This is a genomic window from Bisbaumannia salifodinae, assembly GCF_055388505.1.
The window spans coordinates 827,231-851,007 of the sequence record NZ_AP043781.1; the positions used below are offsets into that span (position 1 = coordinate 827,231).

Here is a 23,777-nt window from a genome sequence, read left to right on the forward strand (position 1 = left end):
CGCCGGGCAACGCCCGGCGAGGCCGAACTGAGGAGACCCCTATGCAACGCTATTCTGGCTTCGGGCTGGTCAAGCACGCGCTGAGCCACCACGAGAACTGGGAGCGCCAGTGGCGCAACCCCACGCCGAAGAAACAGTACGACGTGATCATCGTCGGCGGCGGCGGCCACGGCCTGGCCACCGCCTACTATCTGGCCAAGGAGTTCGGCGTCAAGAACGTGGCGGTGATCGAGAAGGGCTGGCTGGGCGGCGGTAATACCGCGCGCAACACCACCATCGTGCGTTCCAACTACCTGTGGGACGAGTCGGCGGCCCTTTACGAGCATGCCATGAAGCTGTGGGAGGGGCTCTCCCAGGACCTGAACTACAACGTGATGTTCTCCCAGCGGGGCGTGCTCAACCTGGGCCACACCCTGCAGGACATGCGTGATATCCAGCGCCGGGTCAATGCCAACCGCCTGAACGGCATCGACGGCGAGGTGCTGGACGCCAAGGGCGTGCAGGAGCTGGTGCCGATCATGGACTGCTCTTCGAGCGCCCGCTACCCGGTGCTGGGTGCCTCCTGGCAGCCGCGCGCCGGCGTGGCCCGCCACGACGCCGTGGCCTGGGGCTATGCCCGTGGCGCCGACGCCCACGGCGTGGATATCCTCCAGCAGACCGAGGTCACCGGCTTCAAGATCCGCGACGGCCAGATCTATGGCGTGCACACCAACCGCGGCGATATCGAGGCCAAGACCGTGGGCTGCGTGACCGCCGGTAATTCCGGGGTGCTGGCCAAGATGGCCGGCTTCAATCTGCCGCTGGAGTCGCATCCGCTGCAGGCCCTGGTCTCCGAGCCCCTCAAGCCGATCCTCGACACCGTGGTGATGTCCAACCACGTGCACGGCTATATCAGCCAGTCCGACAAGGGCGACCTGGTGATCGGTGCCGGTATCGATGGCTACAACGGCTATGGCCAGCGCGGCAGCTACCCCACCGTGGAGCACACCCTGCAGGCCATCGTCGAGATGTTCCCGATCTTCTCCCGGGTGCGCATGAACCGCCAGTGGGGCGGTATCGTCGACACCTGCCCGGATGCCTGCCCGATCCTCTCCAAGACTCCGGTGAAGGGCCTGTTCTTCAACTGTGGCTGGGGCACCGGTGGCTTCAAGGCCACCCCGGGCTCGGGTCATGTGTTCGCCGCCAGCCTGGCCAAGGGCGAGATGCACCCCATCGCCGAGCCCTTCTCCATGTTCCGCTTCCACAGTGGGGCGCTGATCGACGAGCACGGCGCCGCCGGCGTGGCCCACTAAGGAGAATTCGCCATGTTCTATATCTACTGCCCCTACTGCGGCGAACACCGCGAGGAAGAGGAGTTTCACCCCAAGGGCCAGGCGCATATCGAGCGACCCAAGGAGCCCGAGGCGTGCAGCGACGAGGAGTGGGGCGACTACCTGTTCTTCCGTGACAACCCCCGTGGCGTGCACCACGAGCTGTGGGTGCATGCGGTGGGTTGCCGCAAGTTCTTCAACGTCACGCGTCACACCGTGACCTACGAGATCCTCGAGACCTACAAGATGGGCGAGCAGCCGTCGATCACCGCCGATGCCCAGGGCCAGCCCCGCGAGGCCGTGGCGGCCAGCCGTCAAGAAGGAGTGCGCGCATGAGCCAGTCCAAGAAACAAGTGCACCGCCTGGCCAAGGGCGGTCGGATCGATCGCTCCCGCACCCTGAGCTTCACCTTCAATGGTCAGAACTACCAGGGCCACCCGGGGGATACCCTGGCCTCGGCGCTGCTGGCCAATGGCGTGGATATCGTCAACCGCAGCTTCAAGTACTCCCGGCCCCGGGGCATCGTCGCCGCCGGCGCCGAGGAACCCAATGCCATCGTCCAGCTGGGCAGCACCGAGGCGGCCCAGGTGCCCAACGTGCGCGCCACCCAGCAGGCGCTGTTCGCCGGCCTGACCGCCCGCAGCACCAACGGCTGGCCCAATGTGCAGCGCGACCTGATGGGCGTAGTCGGCAAGCTGGGCGGCAAGTTCATGCCCCCGGGCTTCTACTACAAGACCTTCATGGCCCCGGCCTCGCTGTGGATGACCTACGAGAAGTACATCCGCAAGAGCGCCGGCCTGGGTCGCAGCCCCATGGAAGCCGACCCGGACACCTACGACCACCTGCACCAGCACTGCGACGTGCTGGTGGTGGGCGCCGGCGCCGCCGGCCTGGCCGCGGCCCTGGCCGCCGCGCGCAGCGGTGCCCGGGTGATCGTCGCCGACGAGCAGGAGGAAATGGGTGGCTCGCTGCTGGATAGCCGCGAGACCCTGGACGGCAAGCCGGCGGACCAGTGGGCGGCCCAGGTCGTCAAGGAACTGGCCGGGTACGAGAACGTCACCCTGCTGCCGCGCACCACCGCCAACGGCTACCACGACCACCACTTCGTCACCCTCCACGAGCGGCGCACCGAGCACCTCGGCGAGACCGCGCCCCTGGCCAAGGGGCGCCGCCAGGTGCGTGCCCGCATGCACCGGGTGCGCGCCGGCCAGGTGATCCTGGCCACCGGCGCCCACGAGCGCCCGCTGGTCTACGCTGGCAACGACGTGCCGGGCAATATGCTGGCCGGTGCCGTTTCCACCTACATCCGCCGCTACGGCGTGGCGCCGGGCAACAAGCTGGTGCTTACCACCAGCAACGACTACGGCTATCGCGCCGCCCTCGACTGGAAGGAGGCGGGTCGCGAGGTGGTGGCCATCGTCGACGCCCGTCAGGCCCCCGCCGGCGACTGGGTGGAAGCCGCCCGCGCCCAGGGCATCAAGATCATCACCGGCAGCGCCGTGATCGAGGCCAAGGGATCCAGCCGCGTCAGCGCGGCGCGGGTCGCCAAGATCGATATCGACGCCTTCCAGGTGAAGGGTCCGGCCCAGGAACTGGCCTGCGACACCATCGCCAGCTCCGGCGGCTATAGCCCGGTGATTCACCTGGCTTCCCACACCGGCGCCCGGCCCACCTGGCGCGACGATCTCCTCGGCTTCGTGCCGAGCCTGGTCAAGGGCGTGCACGCCTGCGGCGGTGCCAACGGCACCTATGCCCTGGGTGAGGTGCTCGCCGACGGCGTGGAGGCCGGCGTCAAGGCCGCCGCCGTCAGCGGCCATGCCGCCCCGTCGGTGAGCCTGCCCCAGGTCAAGGCCCTCAAGCAGGGCCCGGCGGCAGCGCTCTTCCAGGTGCCCCACGAGAAGCCGACCCTGCGCGCGCCCAAGCAGTTCGTCGATCTGCAGAACGACGTCACCGCGGCGGGCATCGAGCTGGCCACCCGCGAGGGCTTCGAGTCCATCGAGCACGTCAAGCGCTATACCGCCATGGGCTTCGGTACCGACCAGGGCAAGCTGGGCAACATCAACGGCATGGCCATCGCCGCCCGCTGCCTGGGCCGCCCCATCCCCGAGGTGGGCACCACGGTGTTCCGTCCCAACTACACCCCGGTGACCTTCGGCGCCATCGTCGGCCGTCACTGCCGCGATCTGTTCGACCCGGAGCGCTACACCGCCCTGCACCAGTGGCATGTGGAAAACGGCGCCGAGTTCGAGGACGTGGGCCAGTGGAAGCGCCCCTGGTATTACCCGCAGCGCGTCAACGGCAAGGTCGAGACCATGCACGAGGCGGTGGCTCGGGAGTGCAGCGCGGTGCGCGAGAAGGTCGGTATCCTCGACGCCTCGACCCTGGGCAAGATCGATATCCAGGGCCCCGACGCCCGGGAATTCCTGGCCCGGGTCTACACCAACAAGTGGGAGAAGCTGGCGGTCGGCAAGTGCCGCTACGGCCTGATGTGCAAGGACGACGGCATGGTCACCGATGACGGCGTGACCAGCTGTCTGGCCGACAACCACTTCCTGATGACCACCACCACCGGCGGCGCCGCGGCGATCCTCGAGTGGCTGGAACTGTGGCACCAGACCGAGTGGCCGGAGCTGGACGTCTACTTCAGCTCGGTGACCGACCACTGGGCCACCATGACCATCACCGGCCCCGAGGCGCGCAAGCTGCTGGCCGAGATCACCGATATCGATCTCGACAAGGACAGCTTCAAATTTATGGAGTGGCGTTCCGGCAAGGTGGCGGGCGTACCGGCGCGGGTCTATCGCATCTCCTTCACCGGCGAGCTGACCTTCGAGATCAACGTCCAGGCCAACTACGCCATGCATGTGTGGCAGACCCTCTTCAAGCACGGCGAGAAGTACGGCCTGACCCCCTACGGCACCGAGACCATGCACGTCCTGCGCGCCGAGAAGGGCTTTATCATCGTCGGTCAGGACACCGATGGCTCGGTGACTCCGGAAGACCTGGGCATGCAGTGGTGCGTGGGCTACGACAAGCCCTTCTCGTGGATCGGCAAGCGGGCCCTGACCCGTACCGACACCAAGCGCGAGAACCGCAAGCAGCTGGTGGGCCTCAAGCCCAAGGACCCCAAGGTGGTGCTGGAGGAGGGCGCGCAGATCGTCTTCGATCCCAAGCACGCCATCCCCATGCCGATGGCCGGGCACGTGACCTCCAGCTACTACAGCCCGACCCTGGACTCCGGCTTCGCCCTGGCGGTGGTCAAGGGTGGCCACAAGAAGATGGGCGAGACCGTCTACCTGCCCATGGCGGACGGCCAGACCCATGAAGCCGAAATCGTCAGCCCGATCTTCTACGACCCCAAGGGAGAGCGCCAGCATGTCTAACGCGGCTACCTTCGATACCCGTACCGATAGCGCCATCCCGGTGGAGTCGCCGCTGGCCTACAGCTACCGCCGCAGCGGTGCCCCGGCGGCTGGCCCCGAGAGCCGCGTCACCCTGCGCGAGCGGGCCCTGCTGGGCCAGTTGGTGCTGCGCGGCGGCGCCATCGTCCTCGACGAGGCGGTGCGCGAGGTGCTGGGCCTGGGCCTGCCCGGCGAGCCCCAGGGGCTGGTCCAGGACGAGCGCGGCGAGCGCTCGATCCAGTGGCTCTCCCCGGACGAGTGGCTGGTGATCGTCCCCGGCGGCGAGGAGTTCGAGCTGGAGACCCAGCTGCGCGAGCGCCTGGGAGACGCCCACTACGCCATCAGCGATGTCAGCGGTGGCCAGACCCTGCTGGAGCTGGAAGGCGAGGCGGCCCGCGAGCTGCTGATGAAGACGGTGATCTACGATGTCCATCCCAGCCACTTCCCGGTGGGCAGGGGCGTGACCACGGTCTTCGCCAAGGCCACCGCCATCGTCCGCCGCCCCTCCGAGGAGCGCTGGGAACTGGTGGTGCGCCGCAGCTTCGCCGACTACTGCTATCGCTGGCTGCTCGACGCCGGTGAGGAGTACGCCATCGGCGTGGTACGCTGAAACTAGGCTTGCTCCACTTCGGCGAAATTAGCCCTTGTGGGAGTGCGGCGGTCCGGCTTTCCGGCTTTGCCGCGCGATAAGCCGGGGAGCTACCGCCTCCCCGGCATCATCCGGGGGCCCATCGTGGCCCCCTGTTTTTTTTCGAGTGAGGCGCCAATTATGAGCCAAGCATCTTCCACCTGGATCCTGGCCGCCCAGTGCCCCAGCCGTCTGGGCACCGTGGACGTGGTCACCCGCTTCCTCAAGGAGAACCGCTGCTATATCACCGAGCAGCAGTCCTTCGATGACCGGCTCAGCGATCGGTTCTTTATTCGCACCGAATTCCGTCCCCTGGACGACGACTTCTCCGCCGAGGCCTTCCAGGCCGCCTTCGCCGAGCGCGCCGGTGAATTCGCCATGGAGTTCGAGCTGACCCCGCCGGGGCGGCGCATGCCGGTGGTGATCATGGTCTCCAAGGCCGACCACTGCCTTAACGACCTGCTCTACCGCTACCGCACCGGGCAGCTGCCCATCGAGATTCGCGCTATCGTCTCCAACCACCCGGACCTGGCACCCCTGGCCGAGTGGCACGATATTCCCTATCACCACTTCCCCATCACCCCCGAGACCAAGGCCGAGCAGGAGGCCCAGGTGTGGGAGGTGATCGAGTCCTGCGGCGCCGAGCTGGTGATCCTGGCGCGCTATATGCAGGTGCTCTCCAGCGACCTGTGCGCCAAGCTCAGCGGCCGGGCGATCAATATCCACCACTCCCTGCTGCCCGGCTTCAAGGGCGCCAAGCCTTACCATCAGGCCTACGACAAGGGCGTCAAGCTGGTCGGCGCCACCGCCCACTACATCAACGACGACCTGGACGAAGGGCCGATCATCACCCAGGGCGTCGAACCGGTCAGCCACGCCGACTACCCGGAAGACCTGGTGGCCAAGGGCCGCGATATCGAATGCATGACCCTGGCCCGCGCCGTGGGCTACCACGTCCAGCGTCGCGCCTTCCTCCACGCCCGCCGCACCGTGGTCTTCGACCGGTAAAGTCCCCGTCTCACCCTGGTATCAATGCCAGGGTGAGGGATCCTCGCTCCCACAGAAACAGTGGCCACCCAGGCTAATCGTGGAAGATTCTATGTTGCCCGCAAGTCGCCACTGTTTATTTTCCGTGGGAGCGCGGATTCCGCGCGATTGGCGCCGCCAGGCGCCTTGATCACCCGCAGGGCGATCCTGACCAGCACCAATAGGCTCCTCAGCCACCCCCCCCGCAACGCCTTGTCCCTACCCTGGGAATAGCGCCCAGCGGGAGGGTGGCTTTTTGTCTATGCCGCCGGGCCAAGCCCATGGAAGCGCGGTGCCCCGGCGTCCCGGTGCTCCGCGTGATCCGCCGCCGAGAGGCGGTTGAGCTAACGTAGTAAATGAACCGCTTTGGTTTTCTCGGGGAGCCGATCAGTTTGCCGGCGTCATAGGCCTCATACCGGGCAGATGAGATGGCGATCGATATCGTCGATTGATAAGGTAACGGTTATTAACCATCGCCAAGGAGAGGCCATGGAGCTCAAGCGAGCTTGGGATGTCGAGGATGTCGACCTTCCCTTTATTCCGGCTTATTCATGAAGGCGCAGGTCGAATGGATTAGAGGCCCTTGCTGCCAACGCCGGCCCTCAGGCGACGCATTGGCAGCGTGAGAACTTGCCTAGCATATGCAAAAACGGCGCACTTTGTTTTGCTGTTTATAGCCTTCAGAAATGGGTTGCGATCATCCGAGCTGCTTGGGACGCTCACCGTTCTGCAGCGAGGCCAGACGCCAGACCACCAGCCGCAGCAAGCCTTCATGCACGGCATCGATATTGTCGTTGCGCCCGAGGCAGGTCAGCAGCCGCGACAGCGTAGCTTGAGACGGCCGGTCCTGGGCCAGGGGTGTCATCCCTCGTGCATCGCTGCAGGCCAACTGCCAGAGCGGGTCACGCCGAAGCGTGTCGGTATCGCTGAGATCGATCCAGCCCATCGCGCGCTGCAGCACCAGAGTGCGAAGCTGGCTGGCCAGCGAATGACGGATGCGCAGCGGGTGGCGTCGATCGACCAGGTTGTCTTCCAGCGCCTCGATCACACCGCTGTTGTCGAGGGCTTCACGCAGCAGGAGAGCGCCGCTATCGCTGGTGGTACGCTGGCCGCTCAGCTCGACACGGACAGAGCCGTTGCACGAGGGCGTCCAGGTGGATAGGCTTTCACCCATAGCGGATGGCTCTCTTTGATCAGGTTCTTCGCGGAACGCACTGATTTTTAAAGAGAGTACCATCCGCTATCTTCGTTTTCAGGCCGCCCTCATGAATAAACCGGGCTAAAATCCTCCAAAACAGGAGATCCGCCCAGCGGGTCTCCTGTCAATTCCGCCAGCTCTCTTTTGCCGCTCGCTGGCGTTATTACTTTTTATAGAGTCGAAGAAACACTCAATTTCCAAAGAAAAGCTACCTTCCGCTTTGCCTTCCTATCGCGCTTAACAACAGCGCGCGTCTCAAGATATACTCCCCGCTCTTGGCATGCTGCCCCGTTGGGGGCGTACGGGAAAAGCCGCACGCGAAGATGCGCGCATAGGAACGGCTCTCTGAGCCGCTGACAGGGAAAAGGTAAATGGATCTTGCCAAACTGGGCGACTTGATCGCATGCCCATGCCAAGGCGGCCCCCACCGCATCGTGACCGGGGCCAAGCGTACCTTGGTGGATAACTTTCCCGCAGCCCGTGTAGGCGACAAAAGCTCCTGCGGAGCAGCTATCGTCACAGGACTCGGTTGGTACCAGATAGAAGACTCTCCCGCCGCCGTGCACGGCAGTGCGACCTCTTGCGGTGGCAAAGTGATAACGGGCTCCTCGGTCAAGACAGGCTCTCCGCAAGGCGGCACCATGCAGCCGCTCAGTCCCGCCAAGGGGGAAACCCATAACCGTCGCGTGGTCTTCAAGGGGGCCGGTGGCACCCCCTATGCCAATGTTGCCTATCGGCTGGAGCTGAGCAGCGGCGAGATACTCGAGGGCATGACCGACGCCAACGGCGAGGCCGACATCGCCGACTCCCGACTCGTTTCCTCCAACGTAAGAATCCTGGTCAAGGAGTGACCGATGAGCGAATGGCGACTGGTAGCAACCACCCATACGACTCCCGCCAGCATCGACGATCCCTTCGAGGTGATACTGCCCTGTCGCCATGAGGGTCAGGTGCCGGAAATCGCCGCTTGGATGATAGATGAGATCCAGCAGAACGCGGTGTCGGACGTCGCGCTCGCTATGAAGCGACAAAACACCTACAGTGCCGAGCGGGAGCTTCGCGAATGGCAGCGGGAAGGAGAAGAACTGGGTTTTCTCCAACAGATTAGAAGGTCCGTGGTCAAGCCCGATTTTTATGGTATCGAACGAGCCAACAAGCTAGGTGCATGGGGCGGTTGGACCCTGATGGTCAGGGAAAACGGCGACTGGGATCACAAGCGTGAGATTAGAACCAAGTATCCCACACTAGGCAAGACATCCTATCGATATCACCACAAATACAATAATTACGAATATTACTATGATATTTGGTCCAATATTCACTACGGCTATCTAGGACTATTCTGCGGTTTCCCTCGGAATGCTCTGCTGGATGGGGCCGGGCTCGAACAAATAGGGTCAGATGTTCGTCACCGTCGATGGCCGACCGACAGATCGGCTGATAACGGAGAGGGGCTGCGGCGTTTCGATGACGTTACCGATTCGCTATCCATCAGGATCGGCTTCGATCTGTTCGACGCATTCCCCGACCCACAGCGCCTGACCGCCCGGAGCCTGCTCAACAGGATAGAAGCCGCTCCGTACCCAATGGAAACAGGCTCAAAAATGTTGCATGACTGTCAGCTCGCCAGGCAACGAGATGAGTAACAAGGATAGCGAGAAATGAAGAGACGCAAACTAGCAGTCGTTGCAGCAATTTCAACCATCTGTTTTTTCTTAGTCTATCAATACGCCGCCTTGTCTATCGATTACAAAATTGACGACAGGTTGATTGAGATCAATAGTGAACTGAAGACACTATCAGAAACTTATGGTTTGGATTTTTTTGTTGTCTATCCATCCAGCACGAAACCGCCAGAGCTGAGCGACACCATTCCACCCGAAGTTTATGATGGCGTTAACAAGCTCAATGTGGAGGTTGTTTATTTCAACAACTCTCCCGGTGAAAAAATGGCCGCTTACTATATAAATCGCCCCCCTTTCTCTTTCGGCCCTAGTCGGTATTATTTATACAAAGAGAATGATCGGCTCGATGAAGATATTGTACCCTCTCTAGAAGATGCGATAAGGCAACAGGATGGCCCACCCTACTTCCTGTGCCAGCGAGCAGAGATGCCCCATTGGTTTTTTTGCGCTGCCTCTGACCCTTAACACGACACTAAGGAAACGCTGCATAAGTCCCGCCGCAGCTGCCTGGTAGCCAGCGGCGGGGTAGAATTCGGCCCTCCTGCCACCGTCTGATCAGAGCCACCCGATGAAGCAGATCTCGTTCGCCCAAGCCGAGCACCAGAACAAGAAGAAGGTCACCCGCCGCGAACGGTTTCTGGCCCAGATGGAGACACTGGTGCCATGGCAGCGGCTGATCGAGGCGCTGTCGCCATCCTATTTCCCGAACGCGGCTGGCAAGCGGGGGCGTCCGCCGATCGGCCTGGAGCGCATGCTGCGCGTCTACTTCCTCCAGCAGTGGTATGCCCTTGCCGATGAGGCGCTGGAGGACGCCATCTACGACAGCCAGGCGATGCTCGACTTCATCGGTATCGATCTGGCCATCGAGAGCGTACCGGACGCGACCACACTGCTGCGCTTCCGTCATCTGCTGGAGCAGCATGCGCTGACTCAGCGGATTTTCGAGGAGATCAACGCCAGTCTGGCCGAGAAGGGCCTGTTCATGCGCGAGGGTACCATCGTCGACGCCACTATCGTGGCGGCCGCCCCCTCCACCAAGAACAAGGCCAAGCAACGCGATCCGGAGATGAAGCAGACCAAGAAGGGCCAGCAGTATTACTTTGGCATGAAGGCCCATATCGGTGTCGATGCCGTGACCGGGCTGACCCACAGTGTCGCCGCCACCTCGGCCAATGTTGCTGACGTCACCATAGCGGGCCATTTGGTCCGGGACGATGACCAGCGGGTATACGGCGATGCGGGCTACACCGGCATGTGGAAGTACCTGGACGAAGAGAAGGATGCCCCGGACTCCCGCTGTTGTGTTGCCGCCAAGCGCGGCCCCATCAAGAAGATGGACGACAGTCCCATGAAAGCGCTGCTGCTGGCGATCGAGAAGGCTAAGGCCAGCATCCGCGCCAAGGTCGAGCATCCGTTTCATGTGATCAAAAACCTCTTCGGCTACCGAAAGGTGCGCTACAAGGGGTTGGCCAAGAACCAGGCGCAGCTATTCAGCCTGCTCGGACTGGCCAATCTGGTGCTGGAGACAAGATACGAGGGCCGAGTTGACGGGGCAGTGCGCCTTGAATCTGCCCTGCCCGCCGGATAATCCGGCTGGCAGGGAAACCAGTGGCCCAAACGGGTCAGAAAGTGACCCCTGCTCCATTGAATTGATCGCGCTGAGTGCATCAGCTGCCAAGCGACGAATTGTTCAGCGGTTTCCTAATCCAGTTGTTATGATCAAGAGGGTATAATATGTTTAATGACCAATCTAAGGAGAAGGGGAGAATGAAAGAACAGGACGGGCCATTGATTCCAACTCCAATACCTGCTCTTGTGGCAGTGCTTCTCAGTAAGGAGCGTGAGAAAGGTTCACCTCTGACGGAGAGTGAGGTTCTTGAGGTTCGGGATAATGCGGCGTGCATGATGCTTCCGTTATCGGCTAGGGAAAAGATGGAAGAAGCCCGGGGCTATCCTGATATCGACCCGGAATTTTCCTGGGAACACTGGCAAGAAGCAAGGAGACAGTTTGATCAAATCTCATGATAAGTGATTGCGGTTCGTTCCGGCTTTGGTGAATTTCCAGCGAACGGTATGGTATATCGGGGACGTAGCCCCACTCCCTGGGATTCTCTCGGGTGGTGCCAGGAAGGAGCTTGGCAGGAATGGGCGCTCCGTGCCAGTGTTGAGCGGCCCAGTTGGAAAGGCGACAAAGATTGATCCGGGGCTTCGTCCCTCCGTGGAATGTGCTACGCTACTTACTTTGGCTTGTTGTTGGGGAAATAAATGTATGGGCTTTCAATATGGAAATATCTATGCGAACTACCTTCGGCTTTTGGCTGACCTGATAGCTAAGATTGAAGAGCAGGCAGGCGGGGATGGCAGCTTTATGGATGCGAGACTGTCCGAGGATATGTTTCCTCTTAAAGTGCAGGCTAAAGTCGCTGTATCTTTTGCCATAAAAGCGTGTGCCACTGACATAAGCCGCCCTGTCCCGGATCCGGGGGAAAAAGCTGATACTCCCCAAGGGCTTATTGATTACATTGGTGAGGTCGCTGAGCTTGTCGAAACTTCGTATCGATTGGGCATGGGGAAAGTGAATGACAAGGCAGGGTTTAAGGATGTCTGTATGGAGAGCGGGGCCTATATCAATCTTTTCTCGTTGCCAAATTTCTTCTTCCACCTGAGCATGGTCTACGCCATAGCAAAGAATCAGGGATTCTTCGTTACAAAGGGAGACTTTGATGGTATTCATGAGTACCCAAAGGGGTTCAGCTGGGAAGTATGATTCCCTGATGATCACCAATGGGGATACCGCTACGCAGAGCGCCTGTCTGTGAAGTGAATGCTGAAAGGAGTGCCCATGAGAGTCTACGGGGATATACGGTCAGGGAATTGTTACAAGATTAAGCTCCTGTGCTCACTGCTGGATATCGAGCATGAATGGATTCATGTTGATATCTTGGCGGGTGATACATCGAAGACAGGATTCTTGCAGAAGAACCCTAACGGGAAAGTTCCTCTCCTGGAGCTCGATGACGGGAGGTGCCTGTCAGAATCCAACGCCATTCTCAATTTTCTGGCGGCAGGGAGTGAGCTACTTCCCTCAGATGGATTCAGGCTTGCCAAGGTGCAGCAGTGGCAGTTCTTCGAGCAGTATAGCCATGAGCCTTATATTGCGGTGGCACGATTTATCGCCAAGTACCTGGGTTTTCCTGAAGAGCGTAAGGTGGAGTATGAGGCCAAGCAGCCTGGGGGACACAGGGCACTGGCGGTCATGGAGAAGCAGCTTTCAACGTCTCCCTACCTGGCCGGCGACTCGCTGTCGACAGCAGATATCAGCCTGTATGGGTACACACATGTTGCCCATGAGGGGGGCTTCGAGCTTGATGAGTATCCGTCTATCCTGGGGTGGATCAACAGGATACAGAAAACCCCAAACTACGTCGGGATGTCCTAGGCGTTGGCGCCTGAATAGATCAGCTGTCGATAGCGATATCGGATGAGTGCATGGCATGTTGCATACCAGGCGTTGGCCAGGCATCTGGGAGGCTGGATGAGCGTCAGAAAATATCTTATGACTAGCCCGCATGAAAGCCTGATCATCCGCTATTCTTAAGCCAATGGATTAAGTCAAACGAGGGCGGTGGGTAATGAAGGTAGTGGTCCAGGAAGAAATCTCGGGATGTGGCATCGCCTCGGTTGCCAATATTCTGGGGAAGTCCTATTCGGAAATGAAGGCCGTGGCAAACGCCATGGGCATCCATGCCGAGGATAAATCGCTGTGGTCAGACACCCGGTATGTAAGAAAGCTGCTGGCCAGCGCCGGGGTCGAGACCTCTGCCGGTGAGACTCCCTTCGAGTCGTGGAGCAAGCTGCCCGACCTGGCGTTGCTGTCTATCAAGCACCATCAGGAGGAGGGGAGAAACTTCTGGCACTGGGTGGTGTTCAAGCGCCTGGAGGGACGGGCCATGGTGCTGGATTCGGCCAGCTACCTTCCATCGAATATCCGCACGGACTTCGATGAGATGCAGCCAAAATGGTTTATCGAAGTGAAAAAATGAGGTCCTTCGCACCTCGGCGTAAATACCACACTGGGAGCATGGCTGTGAGGCGCGATTCCCCAGGGCGCCTGGCGGCGCCCAATCGCGAGGGGAAACCCCCGCTCCCACCACACCAGTTACCACCCATGGGTAATCGGGGAGCTTGGTTTCGGCGCTGAACGATCCACCCCGAACCTACTGGGCCGGGTAGCGGGTCGCCTGGAGGGAGTCCTTGATCTTCTTCAGGTGACCCAAGAAGTCTTCGCCGCGGCGTGGTGTCATTACGCCGGTGGCCAGCACATCATCGGCGCCAGGTGGATCATCGGCCTATAGACGTCGGTATCCTCCGAGGTGGGGGATACGGCGACGTATCCCGATATTTGCCGTCCCGCGCCTTGAGCTACCACGTCCAGCGACGTGCCTTCCTCCACCCCGCCACCCCGACAAGTGGTCTCCTTCAAAAGTACAAGCGCGGCTCCGCCGCACGATATCGCCCGAAGGGCGATCCTGACTGCCACCAAGCCACCCTCTCATCGCGCCTTGTCGCTATCCCTGAGGCATCGGCAGCGGGAGGGTGGTTTTTTGCCTAGGCTGGAATAAACCCGGTGGGAGCGCGGGCTCCCCGCTAGGCTGACCGGTGACTGACCAAGCTCCCGTCATGCTCCGGTGCTTGATGTCGCTGCTTCGTTATTCTCGATTCCCTCGTGCTGGCAGGCGTTGAGGCTGTAGCAAAACCCTGTCCACGCCCGGTAGGATGAGGAAAAGGCCACGGAGAGCCGCCGGTATGCCCAGGTTCAAGCCCTATAACTACGATCAGCACGCCCTGGTCGCCATCAACTACCTGGAACAGCTGCAGCCCGGCACGTTCGAGCACGCGGTGCATTACCTGATCGAACACAAGCTGGACCTATCGGTGTTCCACCCGAGGTACCGCAACGACGACACTGGCCGCTCTGCCTATGATCCGGCGATCCTGCTCAAGATCATCCTGTTCGCCTATTCCAAGGGCATCACCTCCAGCCGGGAAATGCAGTGGTGCTGCGAGACCAACATCCTGTTCAAGGCGTTGTCCTGCGATACCGTGCCGCACTTCACCACACTCGCCCGATTCGTCAGCGGTCACGCGGATGAGATCGAAGCCCTGTTCGAGCAGGTTCTGCTGGTCTGCCACGAGCAGGGCCTGCTGGGCAACGAACTCTTCGCCATCGACGGGTGCAAGATGTCGTCCAATGCAGCCAAGGAGTGGTCTGGCACCTTCAAGGAACTCGGCGAGAAACGTGACAAGCTGCGCCGCTTGATTCGCCACCATCTGGAGGAGCACTTCCAGCGCGACAAGGCGGAGACCGAGGCAGAGATGGCACGGGATATCCGCCATGCCAAGATGATCCTCTCCCTCGACAGAGCCATGACCAAGGTAGACCGGTTCCTGAATACGCAGCGCCCCCGGCAGGGGAAGGGCAAGCGCAGCCAGGAGGTGAAGAGCAACCTCACCGACAACGAAAGTGCCAAGATGACGACCGGGAAAGGCACGATTCAGGGCTATAACGGGGTAGCGGCAGTCGACAAGAAACACCAGATCATCATCGATGCCCAGGCCTTTGGCGAAGGCCAGGAGCACCATACGCTCAAGCCGGTGCTGGAAAGCATCGCGCAGCGTTACCGCCGGCTGGGCATCAGCCCGAGCATCTACCAGGACGGCACCGTGGTGACGGCCGATACTGGCTTCGCCAACGAAGCCAACATGCGCTACCTGCACGAACAGCAGATCAATGGCTACATTCCCGACAACCGGTTTCGTAGTCGCGACCCCAAATTCAGCGCCCAGAAAGCCAAATACGGGAAACGTCATCAGGACAGCCGGTCCTCTACTCAGAAGTCGATTATTCCGGCCAGTGAGTTCCAGTTCGATCTCGTGTCGATGACCTGCATCTGTCCGGCCGGTGAGTCCCTCACCTACCGGGGGCTGCGGGAGGCCGAGAACGGAAAGAACCGGGCTCACTTTGAGGGCCGCCTGCTGCAGTGCCGTCACTGCCTGAAGAAACATCAGTGCATGCATAACCCAGCCTCGGCGGACCACCGCAACGGAGCGGGTCGGCAGGTATCATTCACCATCGAGAATAAAGGCTTGCCTAGCTACACTGATTGGATGAAACACCGGGTGGACAGTCAGTATGGCAAAGAGGTCTATAGCCACCGAATGTCGGTGGTGGAGCCGGTGTTTGGCAACATCGGTACGAACAAGGGACTTGATCGATTTAGCCTGAGAGGCCGGAAAAAGGTCCAGGGGCAATGGCAGCTATACTGCCTGGTACATAATATTGAGAAGCTGGTGAATTACGGCAGGTTGGCAGCGTGATGAGGCGGAGGAAGGTGTCTGTCAGGGCGCTACCGATAGAGGGGATGATAGAGATCATCATCGGCATCAGTGGCGTGATTCATGAATGATGGGCCGGACGCTATGCCGGAAGATTTGAATTAATAGGAAGGGTGTAGGATGGCCGGAAATGGTTTTTTCTACAGCCTCGTTAGACACCTGGTGTCGGATTCAAGCCTCGCCGATAGGAATATGAGGTGGGTTATGAGTGAGTCAGCTATTCGTAAGGCCGCATTGGCCTCCAAGGCTAGGCATTCGGTGACGCTTTACCCCAAGATGGGGAAGTGCGTGATATTGACTTCAGTGCTGGTGCTTTCGAGCCTTCCCACCAGCGTGTTTTCCCAATCATCGTGCCATGGAATTCACGTGAACATTCTTGATATACAAAACAGCACCGGAGTGGTGGCTTGCGCGCTTTTCGAGTCACCAGTGGGCTTTCCTACTGAATTCATGAACTATGCAACCAATATCATGGTAATTAAGATCAGGGATACGCGGGCACGTTGTGACTTTTTAGACATCCCGCAGGGAACCTATGCGTTGGCAGTCATTCATGATGAGAATATGGATGGCGCGCTTGCTACCAACTGGTTGGGTGTCCCCACGGAAGGCTACGGTTTTTCAAACGACGCAGAAGCCTCGATGGGCGCACCCTCGTTCGATGCCGCCAGCTTTCCGTATGATGGGAGAGACTTGAACCTGAACATTCGCTTGAACTACTGAGCGACTTTTCATGGATGCTGAACAGGAAGGTCGCGTACCCCAATTCCTGCCCGTCTCTCCAGGCCAGAATCGTGTCTGCTTGATCCATCGCTCGGCAATGACCGAGCCCCCACCCTACCTCGGTACCCGATGGCTAATAGGGGAGCCTGGTCTCGGCCCTGAGCCCGAACCCTACTGGGCCGGGTAGCGGGTGGCCTGGAGGGAGTCCTTGATCTTCTTCAGGTGGCCGAGGAAGTCTTCGCCGCGGCGCAGGGTCACGCCGGTGGCCAGCACATCGATCAGCGCCAGGTGGATCATCCGCGAGGTCATCGGCATATAGACGTCGGTGTCCTCCGGGGTGGTGACCTCCAGGGTCTCGGTGCACTCCTTGGCCAGGGGCGAGTCGGGGGCGGTGATGCCGAGTACCACGGCGCCGTTCTCCCGCGCCAGGCGGGCGATCTCCACCAGTTCCCGGGTGCGCCCGGTATAGGAGATGATCACCACCACGTCGCCGGTATGGCAGGCGGCGGCCACCATGCGCTGCATCAGCACGTCTTCGTAGGCCATCACCGGCAGGTTGAAGCGGAAGAACTTGTGCTGGGCATCCTGGGCCACCGGGCCCGAGGCGCCGAGGCCGAAGAAATGGATCTGCTTGGCCTGGATCAAATAGTCCACGGCGCGCTCGATGCGCTTGGCGTCCAGGGCGCGGCGGGCGTCGTCGAGGGCGGCCACGGTGGCGCCGAAGATCTTGTCGCCGTAGTCGGCGGCGCCGTCGTTGCGCTCCACGTTGCGGCTGACATAGGGGGTGCCGCCGGCCAGGCTCTGGGCCAGCTTGATCTTGAAGTCCGGGTAGCCCTTGGCGTCGAAGTTGCGGCAGAAGCGATTGACCGTGGGTTCACTGACCGAGGAGGCCTGGGCCAGGGCGGCGATGCTCATGCCGGTCGCCGAGGCGGGGTCCTGGAGGATGACGTCGGCGACCTTGCGCTCGGAGCGGTTGAGCTCGTCGAGGCGGGCGCGGATGCGTTCGATCAGGTCATGGCTGGCCATCGTGGGTCGCGTTCTCTCTGCTGGCTTGGGGCGGTGACTGTGGCGTTGAGGCGCGCCGCGGCGGAAGGCCAACGGGCGCGCTACCATGTAGTTATTTCACTACATTGTCTGGCACTATCCTAGACGGTAGTTCCTTAGGACGCTAGGCATGGGGGGCGCATGGGTGGCCAGGGATGACACTTTGGTTGTAAAATTACTTAAAATTGTTGCCTGTCATGGCGTGCGTAGCGTATTTTTTAGGTAAGTTAACCATTTTTCAGAGGGTGCGGCATGACCCAAGAGACCCGTTCCGTCGCCTCGGCGACACCCAGCGTCGATCTGGCGATGTTCGGCGCACTCGGCGACCTGGCCCTGCGCAAGTTGTTTCCGGCGCTCTACCACCTGGAGCGGGAGGGGCTGCTGGGCGAGACCACCCGCATCCTCGGCCTGGCGCGTCAGAGTCTGGAGACCCCGGCCTTCCGCGACAAGGTGACCGCGGCGCTGAAGACCTATCTCAAGGGCGAGACCCTGGACAAGGCCTGCCTGGCCCGCTTCCTCGAGCGCCTGGAGTTTATCAGCGTCGACTTCGCCAAGCCCGAGGGCTACGCGGCCATCCGCGACTGGCGCCAGCAGGCCCCGGACGCCCGCCCGCTGATGATCTACCTGGCGGTGCCGGCGAGCATCTATGGTGCCATCTGCCATAACCTCAAGGCCGGCGACTGCCTGGACGATAGTGCCCGGGTGGTGGTGGAGAAGCCCATTGGCTATGACCTGGACTCCTCCAACGAGATCAACGACGCCATCGGCGCCGTCTTCCCCGAGTCGCGGGTCTATCGCATCGACCACTACCTGGGCAAGGAGACGGTGCAGAACCTGATCGCCCTGCGCTTCGCCAATCCCTTGTTCGGCACCCAGTGGAACCAGAACCATATCTCCCATGTGGAGATCACCGTGGCCGAGAAGGTGGGCATCGAGGGGCGCTGGGGCTACTTCGACCAGGCCGGCCAGTTGCGCGACATGGTCCAGAACCACCTGCTGCAGCTGCTCTGCCTGATCGCCATGGACCCGCCCTCCAACCTGGACGCCGACGCCATCCGCGACGAGAAGGTCAAGGTGCTCAAGGCCCTCAAGCCCTTCACCCCGGAGGTGCTGGCCCAGGACGTGGTGCGCGGCCAGTATATCGCCGGCTCGGTGGATGGCCAGAGCGTGCCCGGCTACCTGGACGAGGAGGGCGCCAATACCTCCAGCCGCACCGAGACCTTCGTGGCCATGAAGACCGAGGTGGCCAACTGGCGCTGGGCGGGGGTGCCCTTCTACCTGCGCACCGGCAAGCGCATGCCGGAGAAGCTGTCGCAGATCGTTATCCACTTCCGCCAGCAGCCGCACTATATCTTCGACCCGGATCAGCGCGGCCTGGCCAGCAACAAGCTGATCATCCGCCTGCAGCCGGAGGAGGGCATCGCCCTGCAGGTGCTGACCAAGGACAGCGGCCTGGACAAGGGCATGCGCCTGCGCCCGGGGCCCCTGGACCTCGACTTCAACAGCGCCTTCCCCAAGTCGCGGATTCCCGATGCCTACGAGCGCCTGTTGCTGGAGGTGATGAAGGGCCAACAGTACCTGTTCGTGCGCCGCGACGAGGTCGAGTATGCCTGGCGCTGGATCGATCAACTGATCGGTGCCTGGGAGGCCCGGGACGACGCGCCGCGGCGCTACCCGGCGGGTTCCTGGGGACCGGTGGCATCGATTGCCATGATCACCCAGGACGGTCGTAGCTGGTATGAAGACTACTAAAGACGGCCGATGGGCCCCGGGGGGCCGTGTCGGCTCACTCCAGACCGCCATGATCACCCAGGACGGTCGTAGCTGGTACGAGGATTACTAAGATGAGCGATCTCTCCCGTGAACATCTGGCCAGCCAACTGGCCGAGTCGGTGGCCGAGGCGCTGCGCGAGGACCTGAGTCGCCAGGAGCGCGCCCTGCTGGTGGTCTCCGGGGGCTCGACACCCAAGCCCTTCTTCGTGGCCCTGTCCCGGGCGGAACTGCCCTGGGAGCGGGTCGACGTGACCCTGGCCGACGAGCGCTGGGTGGCCGAAGACGCCGCCGACAGCAATGCCCGCCTGGTCCGCGAGACCCTGCTGCGGGGCCCCGCCGAGGCGGCCAACTTCGTGCCCCTGACCAGCGATGCCGCCACCCCCGAGCAGGGCGTGGCGGAGGTCGCCGAGCGCGTCATGGCGCTGAGCTGGCCGGCCAGCGTGGTGATCCTCGGCATGGGCGGCGACGGCCATACCGCCTCGCTGTTCCCCGACAGCCAGGAGCTGGGTCTGGCCCTGAGCACCGCCGAGCCCCTGGTGGCGGTGCGCACCCCCAGCCAGCCCCAGGCGCGCATCACCCTGAGCGCCGACCGCCTGCATCAGGCCCGCCGCCATTTCCTGCACCTCAGCGGCGAGGACAAGCGCAGCGTCCTGGGCCGGGCCCTGGCCGGCGATGACGTCCGCGAGCTGCCGATCCGCGCCTTCCTGGCCTGCCCCCTGGCGATCTACTGGGCGCCCTGATTTTCCTATTTCCCGGCCGGGTGTGCCTCGCCGGCCCCGATGTGGAGTACCAGACATGACCATCGACAAACAGCTGCCTTCCACCCGCACCACCGAGATCGACAGCATCTGCCTCAAGGCAGAAGTGATTCCGGTGATCACCATCGAGCGCCTCGAGGATGCCGTGCCCCTGGCCCGTGCCCTGGTGGAGGGTGGCCTGACGGTGCTGGAGGTGACCCTGCGCACCGACTGCGCCCTGGAGGCGGTGGCGCGCATGAAGGCGGCACTGCCTAAGGCCAGCATCGGCGTCGGCACCGTGCTGACCCCGGCCCAGTATCGCCAGGCCGAGAAGGTCGGCGCCGACTTCGTGGTCACCCCCGGTGCCACCGAGGCCCTCTACCGTTACGGCGTGGAGAGCCCGGTACCCATGCTGCCCGGCGTGGCCACCGTCTCCGAGCTGATGACCGGCTGGCAGTATGGCTACCGTCGCTTCAAGTTCTTCCCCGCCGAGTCCAGCGGTGGCGTCAAGGCGATCAAGGCCTTCGGCGCGCCGATCCCCGAGGCGCGTTTCTGCCCCACCGGCGGCATCACCCTGGACAACGCCGCCGACTACCTGGCGCAGCCCAATGTGATGTGCGTGGGCGGCTCCTGGCTGACCCCCAAGGCCCTGATCGAGGCCGAGGACTGGGACGGCATCCGCGACCTGGCCCGCCAGGCCGCCGAGCGCTTCCACCACTGAGGTTTCCTACCGCTTCTCTCTCGACAGCCCGTAGCTACAGGCTAGTGCTGTGCCTTGACCCGCCCCTTGGCGGGTCTCTTTTTGCCTGCGGCACCGCGATTCGCCGGTCCGCCAGCCCGACCGGCATCCCTACCCGATCGGGTCTCCACGACTCGCGAGGTCGCCGCTCAGTAGAGTCTCTCGCGTTCGTCGTTGACCACGATCCGGTGCATCTCGTTTTCCGTGAGTTCGAGATTGCCGGCGTCGACCATCGTCTGTGCCAGGCGCGGCAATCCCGCGAGGTCCGGCCAGTGCTCGGGCTGCCAGAGCTTCGAGCGAATCATGCACTTCGAACAATGAAAGAAGGCTTCCTCCACCCGGACCAGAATCGCCAGCTTCGGGCTTCTTCCGGCGATCGCCATCGAGTCGAGCAGCGCCGGGTCCTGGGTAATGGTGGCCGTGCCGCTGACGCGCAGGGTTTCGGTCTTGCCGGGGATCAGGAAGATCAGTCCGACCTTGGGATTCGTCAGGATGTTCTCCATCGAATCGGCCCGGTGATTCCCCGGCCGGTCGGGAATGGCGAGGGTCCGGGCATCGAGTATCTTGACGAACCCCTCGGGGTCGCCCTTGGGCGAGACGTCGACATTGCCTTGGGCATCGGCCGAGGCGAGCAGCATGAAGGACGAGCGCCCGATGAACTGGCCGCAGTGCCTGTCCAGGGCGGACAGGCACTTGCGGGTCACGAGCTCACTGGGCTCCGGCAGCACGGCACGCAATTGCTCCCGGGTTTCGATAAGGTCGTTGAATCGGGTCATGACTGCCTCCCGCACAGGACTCGTCATGGAACTCATGGACGCGCTTCCAGCACCATGTTCACTTCCGTCTGCGTGGCCCGCCGCACCTGCCGAAAGCCCGCTTCCTTCAAGATCTCGGTCAGCCTTCGCTCGCCGGCCTGCGCGCCCAGCGCCAGCCCGACCTCCTGGGCCCGCGAGGCCGGTGTGCAGATAAGGGTCGAGGCGGAGTAGAAGATCTGCCCGAGCAGATGCAGGTTGTCGGTCAGGTGATCGCCGGCGAGGGGCTCGACCAGCATCAGGGTGCCATCGGGCTTCAGGCTCTCGCGCAGGCGTCGTGCCGCGCCGACGGGGTCGCCCATGTCGTGCAGGGCGTCGAACATGCAGATCAGGTCGAAGCCGTCATCGGCAATGTCCTTGGCCGTCGAGGTGACGAAGCGCGTGTTCGCCGCCACGCCCGCCGCGGCGGCCTTCTCCGTGGCCATGCCGATCGAGGGCGCGTGAAAGTCATAGCCGTAGAAGGTGGCGTTCGGAAAGGCCTGCGCCATCAGCACCGTGGACGAGCCGTGTCCACAGCCCACATCGGCGACCTTGCCGCCCGCGGCGAGCTTTGCCGTCACGCCCTCGAGCGCCGGCAGCCAGGCGTCGACGAGATTCGCGGCATAGCCCGGCCGGAAGAAGCGATCGGTGCCGCAGAAGCAGCAGCCGTGGTGTTCTCCCCAGGCCCGGCCGGCACCGGAGCGCAAGGTGGTCACCGCCTTGTCATGGGTGGTGAATTGCGAGACCAGCAGCTGGAAGAAGCCCTGCATGCAGGCGGGATGGCCTTCCTGCGCGAGTACGATGGCCTGTTCCGGGGTGAGGGAGAAGGTGTCGTCTTCCGGGTGATAGATCACGTAGCCCGCCGCCGCCTGGGCGCTGAGCCATTCCCGCAGATAGCGTTCGTCGACCTTGCTCAATCGGGCGAGTTCCGTGGTGCCGCAGGGACCGATGTCGCGCAAGGTGCGGTAGACGCCGGTCTGATCGCCCAGGAAGGAGAGCAGGACGGCGAGGGAGCCGCCGATGTCTTCCATCACCTTGCCGATGAAGGCCGAGAGGCGTTCTTCGCTGACCTGTACAGATACGGTTGCGCTGTCCATAGTGATTCCTCGTCATGTGAGAGCGGCGTGGGCTCCAGCCGTAGCCGGGTTGGGGAACGCTCGAATGCGGCGAGCGTGAGACGCAGCTTGGCTGGCGGGGGCGGTTCTGGACATGACCGGACGGCCGGGCTTCTTGCTCGATCGTCCGGATCTTGCGTTCGCTCGTGCCACTACAGGGAATCGGGCCGCGGGGGGCCATCATGAAAGAGGACATCCTGTCCGAGGTGCTGCGCTCCGTGAGCCTGTCGGGGGCGGTATTCTTCGACGTCGCCGCGTCGTCGCCCTGGGTGGCCGAGGCGCCGGCCGCTGCCTCGCTGCTGCCACTGGTGATGCCGAATGCGCAACACCTCATCGAGTATCACGTGATTACCAGCGGCTTCGCTTGGGCGACGCTGATCGACTCGCCGGAGGCGCCGGTACGGCTGGCGCCCGGGAGCGTGATCATGTTTCCCCAGGGCGACCTGCACACGCTGTCCAGCCGCCCGCAAATGCGGGCGGAGCCCAACGTCGGTCTCTTCGCTCAACCCGCGGAGCTGTCGCCCCCTTTCTATATCGAGCAATTCGGTGGCGGCCCCGAGCAGACGCGGCTTATCTGCGGGTTCCTTGGCTGCGACCTGCTGCCGTTCAATCCCGTGATCCAGGCGCTGCCACGCATGGTACACATTCCCGATGGCTATACGGCCGGCGATGGCTGGTTGAGCAGCCTGATCCAGGCCATCATGACGGAGAGCCGCCGGCAGCGTGTCGGGGTCGACAGCGTGCTGGCGCGACTCAGTGAACTGCTCTTCATCGAAGTGGTGCGCAGCCATATGGAGTCGCTTCCCGACGCGGCCACCGGCTGGTTGGCCGCGCTGGCGGATCCTCTCGTCGGGCGCATCATCCGCCTGCTACACGAGCACCCGCAACGCGCCTGGACGCTGGACACCCTCGCCAGGGAAGCGGCCGTTTCCCGGACCGTGCTGGTGAGCCGCTTCACCGACCGCGTCGGCGTCGCGCCCATGACCTATCTCTGCCACTGGCGCATGCAAGTGGCGGCGGGCAAGCTGACCCGTGGCGCTGCCAGCATCGCGCGGATCGCCTCCGACGTCGGCTACGAATCCGAGGCGGCCTTCAGCCGCGCCTTCAAGCGCAGCACCGGCCTTGCCCCCGGGGCCTGGCGGTCGCGCCGCATGGCCGAGGGCGCATGACCTCGGCCCAGCAGCGCCAGGCCGCCGAGCGCTTCCACCACT

At 62.4% G+C, this 23,777-nt stretch carries 22 protein-coding genes and 3 pseudogenes; 20 read left to right on the plus strand and 5 right to left on the minus strand.

The genetic code is table 11. The features are described from left to right. The first annotated feature begins 41 nt into the window (after positions 1-41). The 5 genes from ACZ5EF_RS03830 (at position 42) to purU (ending at position 6,347) form a co-directional block, all read left to right on the plus strand. Entirely contained in the window at positions 42-1,292 is a 1,251-nt protein-coding gene (locus ACZ5EF_RS03830) for a sarcosine oxidase subunit beta family protein (protein WP_346064308.1), read from the plus strand. A 12-nt stretch (positions 1,293-1,304) separates the two neighbouring features. Then, positions 1,305-1,646, plus strand: a complete 342-nt coding sequence (locus tag ACZ5EF_RS03835; protein WP_346064309.1) for a sarcosine oxidase subunit delta — start codon at positions 1,305-1,307, stop codon at positions 1,644-1,646. Further along, on the plus strand, positions 1,643-4,693 hold the full coding sequence (locus ACZ5EF_RS03840; RefSeq protein ID WP_346064310.1) for a sarcosine oxidase subunit alpha family protein: 3,051 nt from the start codon (positions 1,643-1,645) through the stop codon (positions 4,691-4,693). The genes ACZ5EF_RS03835 and ACZ5EF_RS03840 overlap by 4 nt, the downstream gene beginning before the upstream one ends. After that, entirely contained in the window at positions 4,686-5,321 is a 636-nt protein-coding gene (locus ACZ5EF_RS03845) for a sarcosine oxidase subunit gamma (protein WP_346064311.1), read from the plus strand. The genes ACZ5EF_RS03840 and ACZ5EF_RS03845 overlap by 8 nt, the downstream gene beginning before the upstream one ends. Positions 5,322-5,480: 159 nt before the next feature. Then, a complete protein-coding gene (gene purU / locus ACZ5EF_RS03850; protein WP_346064312.1) occupies positions 5,481-6,347 on the plus strand; it encodes a formyltetrahydrofolate deformylase in 867 nt (288 codons plus the stop codon). A 721-nt stretch (positions 6,348-7,068) separates the two neighbouring features. On the opposite strand, the pseudogene ACZ5EF_RS03855 reads toward purU, so the two are convergent. Further along, positions 7,069-7,539: pseudogene (locus ACZ5EF_RS03855) on the minus strand (transposase); the annotation flags it as partial. A 395-nt stretch (positions 7,540-7,934) separates the two neighbouring features. On the opposite strand from ACZ5EF_RS03855, the pseudogene ACZ5EF_RS03860 reads away from it, so the two are divergent. From ACZ5EF_RS03860 to ACZ5EF_RS03900, 9 genes and pseudogenes are all read left to right on the plus strand, one after another. After that, positions 7,935-8,021 (plus strand): annotated as a pseudogene (locus tag ACZ5EF_RS03860) (hypothetical protein); the annotation flags it as partial. Between the two features lie 183 nt (positions 8,022-8,204). Next, positions 8,205-8,414, plus strand: a complete 210-nt coding sequence (locus tag ACZ5EF_RS03865; protein ID WP_346064313.1) for a hypothetical protein — start codon at positions 8,205-8,207, stop codon at positions 8,412-8,414. 3 nt (positions 8,415-8,417) lie between these two features. Next, positions 8,418-9,209: a polymorphic toxin type 44 domain-containing protein gene (locus ACZ5EF_RS03870; RefSeq protein WP_346064314.1), complete on the plus strand. Its 792-nt coding sequence runs from the start codon at positions 8,418-8,420 to the stop codon at positions 9,207-9,209. A gap of 15 nt (positions 9,210-9,224) precedes the next feature. Beyond that, positions 9,225-9,713: a hypothetical protein gene (locus ACZ5EF_RS03875; RefSeq protein WP_346064315.1), complete on the plus strand. Its 489-nt coding sequence runs from the start codon at positions 9,225-9,227 to the stop codon at positions 9,711-9,713. Between the two features lie 103 nt (positions 9,714-9,816). Beyond that, a complete protein-coding gene (locus ACZ5EF_RS03880; RefSeq protein ID WP_346064316.1) occupies positions 9,817-10,836 on the plus strand; it encodes an IS5 family transposase in 1,020 nt (339 codons plus the stop codon). A 179-nt stretch (positions 10,837-11,015) separates the two neighbouring features. Continuing rightward, a complete protein-coding gene (locus ACZ5EF_RS03885; protein WP_346064317.1) occupies positions 11,016-11,273 on the plus strand; it encodes a hypothetical protein in 258 nt (85 codons plus the stop codon). A gap of 244 nt (positions 11,274-11,517) precedes the next feature. Beyond that, entirely contained in the window at positions 11,518-12,015 is a 498-nt protein-coding gene (locus ACZ5EF_RS03890) for a DUF1993 family protein (protein WP_346064318.1), read from the plus strand. A gap of 75 nt (positions 12,016-12,090) precedes the next feature. Next, the gene (locus tag ACZ5EF_RS03895; protein WP_346064319.1) at positions 12,091-12,687 is read left to right on the plus strand and encodes a glutathione S-transferase family protein; all 597 of its coding nucleotides are present in this window, start codon (positions 12,091-12,093) and stop codon (positions 12,685-12,687) included. Between the two features lie 193 nt (positions 12,688-12,880). Then, complete coding sequence (locus ACZ5EF_RS03900) at positions 12,881-13,291, plus strand: hypothetical protein (protein ID WP_346064320.1); 411 nt, start codon at positions 12,881-12,883, stop codon at positions 13,289-13,291. Positions 13,292-13,465: 174 nt separating this feature from the next. On the opposite strand, the pseudogene ACZ5EF_RS03905 reads toward ACZ5EF_RS03900, so the two are convergent. Then, positions 13,466-13,623: pseudogene (locus ACZ5EF_RS03905) on the minus strand (transcriptional regulator HexR); the annotation flags it as partial. A gap of 431 nt (positions 13,624-14,054) precedes the next feature. Here ACZ5EF_RS03905 and ACZ5EF_RS03910 point away from each other — a divergent pair. Next, positions 14,055-15,626: an IS1182 family transposase gene (locus tag ACZ5EF_RS03910; RefSeq protein ID WP_464122820.1), complete on the plus strand. Its 1,572-nt coding sequence runs from the start codon at positions 14,055-14,057 to the stop codon at positions 15,624-15,626. A 222-nt stretch (positions 15,627-15,848) separates the two neighbouring features. Then, positions 15,849-16,367, plus strand: coding sequence for a DUF2141 domain-containing protein (locus tag ACZ5EF_RS03915; protein WP_346063960.1), 519 nt, complete (start codon positions 15,849-15,851; stop codon positions 16,365-16,367). 171 nt (positions 16,368-16,538) lie between these two features. Here ACZ5EF_RS03915 and ACZ5EF_RS03920 read toward each other — a convergent pair whose 3' ends face one another. Beyond that, positions 16,539-17,393 carry a MurR/RpiR family transcriptional regulator gene (locus ACZ5EF_RS03920; RefSeq protein WP_146802431.1) on the minus strand — a complete coding sequence of 285 codons (855 nt, stop codon included), beginning with the start codon at positions 17,391-17,393 and terminating at the stop codon, positions 16,539-16,541. Between the two features lie 270 nt (positions 17,394-17,663). Here ACZ5EF_RS03920 and zwf point away from each other — a divergent pair, with 270 nt between their 5' ends. The 3 genes from zwf (at position 17,664) to ACZ5EF_RS03935 (ending at position 20,642) form a co-directional block, all read left to right on the plus strand. Further along, positions 17,664-19,163 carry a glucose-6-phosphate dehydrogenase gene (gene zwf / locus ACZ5EF_RS03925; RefSeq protein ID WP_346063959.1) on the plus strand — a complete coding sequence of 500 codons (1,500 nt, stop codon included), beginning with the start codon at positions 17,664-17,666 and terminating at the stop codon, positions 19,161-19,163. A 92-nt stretch (positions 19,164-19,255) separates the two neighbouring features. Next, a complete protein-coding gene (gene pgl / locus ACZ5EF_RS03930) occupies positions 19,256-19,924 on the plus strand; it encodes a 6-phosphogluconolactonase (RefSeq protein ID WP_346063958.1) in 669 nt (222 codons plus the stop codon). A gap of 55 nt (positions 19,925-19,979) precedes the next feature. After that, positions 19,980-20,642, plus strand: coding sequence for a bifunctional 4-hydroxy-2-oxoglutarate aldolase/2-dehydro-3-deoxy-phosphogluconate aldolase (locus ACZ5EF_RS03935; protein ID WP_346063957.1), 663 nt, complete (start codon positions 19,980-19,982; stop codon positions 20,640-20,642). Between the two features lie 167 nt (positions 20,643-20,809). On the opposite strand, the gene ACZ5EF_RS03940 is transcribed toward ACZ5EF_RS03935, so the two are convergent. Continuing rightward, positions 20,810-21,436 carry a pyridoxamine 5'-phosphate oxidase family protein gene (locus ACZ5EF_RS03940; protein WP_346063956.1) on the minus strand — a complete coding sequence of 209 codons (627 nt, stop codon included), beginning with the start codon at positions 21,434-21,436 and terminating at the stop codon, positions 20,810-20,812. A 32-nt stretch (positions 21,437-21,468) separates the two neighbouring features. Continuing rightward, the gene (locus tag ACZ5EF_RS03945) at positions 21,469-22,548 is read right to left on the minus strand and encodes a class I SAM-dependent methyltransferase (protein WP_346063955.1); all 1,080 of its coding nucleotides are present in this window, start codon (positions 22,546-22,548) and stop codon (positions 21,469-21,471) included. A 200-nt stretch (positions 22,549-22,748) separates the two neighbouring features. Here ACZ5EF_RS03945 and ACZ5EF_RS03950 point away from each other — a divergent pair, with 200 nt between their 5' ends. Further along, positions 22,749-23,735, plus strand: coding sequence for an AraC family transcriptional regulator (locus ACZ5EF_RS03950; protein ID WP_346063954.1), 987 nt, complete (start codon positions 22,749-22,751; stop codon positions 23,733-23,735). The last annotated feature ends 42 nt before the right edge of the window (positions 23,736-23,777 follow it).